This is a genomic window from Flavobacterium sp. (assembly GCF_027484705.1).
GTDB lineage: Bacteria > Bacteroidota > Bacteroidia > Flavobacteriales > Flavobacteriaceae > Flavobacterium.
In genome coordinates this window covers 1-2,853 of sequence record NZ_JAIXSL010000006.1, presented here as the reverse complement: position 1 = coordinate 2,853, position 2,853 = coordinate 1, and the positions used below count along the sequence as shown (strand labels likewise).

The 2,853-nt window shown below is 42.8% G+C and carries 2 protein-coding genes; both read right to left on the bottom strand.

Going from position 1 to position 2,853, the window contains the following annotated elements:
• Nucleotides 1-1,846 (bottom strand): OmpA family protein (locus Q0058_RS02030; protein WP_298221069.1); only part of this gene is annotated, 1,846 nt, incomplete at its 3' end.
• Nucleotides 1,847-1,858: 12 nt separating this feature from the next.
• On the bottom strand, nucleotides 1,859-2,776 hold the full coding sequence (locus Q0058_RS02025; protein WP_298221068.1) for a type IX secretion system membrane protein PorP/SprF: 918 nt from the start codon (nucleotides 2,774-2,776) through the stop codon (nucleotides 1,859-1,861).
• Nucleotides 2,777-2,853: the final 77 nt, after the last annotated feature.

Below are 2,853 nucleotides of genomic sequence, written 5' to 3'. Positions count from 1 at the left end.
TTTCGCCGTAACCTTTACCGACCAATCTGTCGGCTTCTACACCGTTTTTAACCAGCCAAGCCATCGTAGATTTGGCTCTTCTGTCAGACAGTTTTTCGTTGTATTTGAAAGTTTGACGGCTGTCGGTATGCGAACGCACATCGATTTTCATCGTCGGATATTGCTTCATGACATCGAGGATTTTCTCAAGCTCAAGGGCTGCATCAGGTCTGATATCCCACTTGTCGAGATCAAAATAAATGATCTTGATTCCGAAGGCTTTCGCTAAGTCATCGCCCACAGTAACGGGTTTAACGGTTTTCTCAAGCTGTATCGGAAGGTCTGTTTTTCCGGTAGTTTTCGAAATCGTGATGCGTTGTTCCTTGGTGTCGTATTTTTCTTTTTCAGCGCGGACGTAGTATATTTTACCACATTCCACCGACTTGAATTTATAGAAACCTTTATCATCAGACATAACTTCTTCAAGCTTGTTGAATTTCTCATCGAACAAAGTGACTTTGGTGTTGGCCAGAATTTCACCTGTTTCCAAATCAGTCACGATGCCTGATAGTTCCTGCTCGCAGATGAGTTTTCTGGTTTCAAGGAATTTGTAGATATCATCGAATCCTTTTCCGCCTTCACGATTGGAAGACAAAAATCCTTTTCTGGTTTTGGTGTTGATCAGGTAAGCAAAATCATCCTGAGGTGAATTCGCCGGAGCTCCAATGTTGATTGGCGCTTGGAAAGTTCCATCGGCATTCATTCTGGACATGAAGATATCCAAACCTCCAAGTCCGGGATGTCCGTCAGTGGCGAAATACAATTCATTCTCATCGGTAATCATCGGGAAGGTTTCTTTTCCTTCGGTGTTGATTGCATCACCAAGATTTACAGGCGTTCCGAAAGAACCGTCGCCGTTGATGGCCACTTTCCAAAGATCGGACTGCCCTTTAGTTCCCGGCATGTCTGATGCGAAATATAAAGTTTTCTCATCCGGACTTAGCATCGGGTGCGCCACGGAGTAACTGTCGCTGTTGAACGGAAGTTCGGTAGTTTTATCCCAACGGTTGTCGATTAAAGTAGCTTTGTATATTTTAAGCAAAGTGATCTTGTTGGCATCTTTGCCTTTGGTTCCGTTGTTGAAATTGTTTCTGGTGAAATACATCGTATTGCCATCTTTGGTAAAGACTGGCGTGTCTTCATGGAATTTAGAATTGACATTCTTGGCGAATTTCTCAGGAGCCTCTAAAGTACCTTCAGGGGTTTCACTAGCGGAATACATATTGGTGAAATACTGGTTGGTCCATTTGTGTTTTTTCTGAGATAAACTACCGGTATCACGCGCTGAGGTGAAGACAAGCTTTGTTCCTGAATAAGCGCTTCCGTAATCGGAATACTGCGAATTGATGCCGGCATCAGTAATCTCATAACGTCCTGAATTGGCTTTGATCTCATTCATATAATCTTGTTTGGACTTGAAGATTTTCGCACGCGAATCCTCTGAGGCCAACTTGTTGAACTGTGTCATGACTTCGTCCGCTTTTTTATAATCTCCGATGGATTTCAAAGACTGCGCGTAACGGAAATAAATCTCAGGTTGCGCTTCAGGATTCATGGCGAAGAATTCCCCGTACCATTTGGCGGCTTTGGCCAGATCAGCATTGAAATAATAGGAATTCCCCAATTTCAGGAACATATCGGCCGACTTATAACCTTTATTGGCAATACGCTCGTAGGTTTGTGTCGCATCAATGTAAGCGTACTTAGAATATTGTTTATCTCCTTTTTTCTCAGCAGTGCTTTGAGCATAACTTTGGAAAGCTAAAACACTCAAAAACGTTATCAATAGGGTTGCTTTATTTTTCATGATGTTTTAGATTTAGAAGAATCTTGGGGATACGATTTTATTATAGTTGTTGAACAATTCAAATCTAAGAAATACCTCGTGAGATCCTGAATTGTATTTTCTAAGCTTGGTGGTTTCCATATCATACCCGTAACCGATGTAAAGTCCGTCAGTAATCTGGAATCCGGCCAAAGCACTCACAGCAGCATCCCAACGATAAGCGGCACCGAGTACGAATTTATCATAGAACATGAAGTTAGCAGAAGCATCGACCTGAAGCGGCGAACCTGTTACGAGTTTGGTCAGCAAAGCGGGTTTGAACTTGATGTTCGGGTTCAGATCAAAGACATATCCTGCGATGAAATAGTAGTTGATTCTTTCCTTGAATATGGCGATATCCTGTCCGTTGTTGCTATCCACGCGTTTGCTCTGGATGAAGTTCGGCACCGAAAGCCCAAGATAACCTTTATCAGAATGCAGGTAAAGACCAGCTCCGATGTTAGGCGAGAATTTGTTGTAATTCACCAGCGAAGGATCGTTGGCTTCTTCAGGGTTGAGCTTCGAGGCATCCAGGTTGAAGAAGTTCCCGGTTCCTTTGATACCGAAAGACAGTTTATAAGTTTCAGAAGTCTGAATGGTATAGGACACATCGGCAGAGATGGTGTTCTCAACCGTTGGGCCAATTCTATCATTGATAAAAGACAAACCGACCCCCAAATTACTTTCACTGATTGGCGTATTGAGCGATAAGGCATTGGTCACCGGAGCGCCATCCAAACCTACCCATTGGGTACGGTGCAACCCAAATATACTCATCACTCCTCGAGATCCTGCATAAGCCGGATTGACATTGATCGTGTTATACATATACTGGGTGAATTGTGCATCTTGTTGTGCAAAACCCGCAGCGGCTGTAAAGACCAAAACGAAAATTAGTATTCTTGTTTTCATTAGTTTCTAGTTTTTAACTTCAGGGCTGTTACACCCTGAAGTGTTAGATTTGAGTTTGGTTTATCGTGTGAGGTATA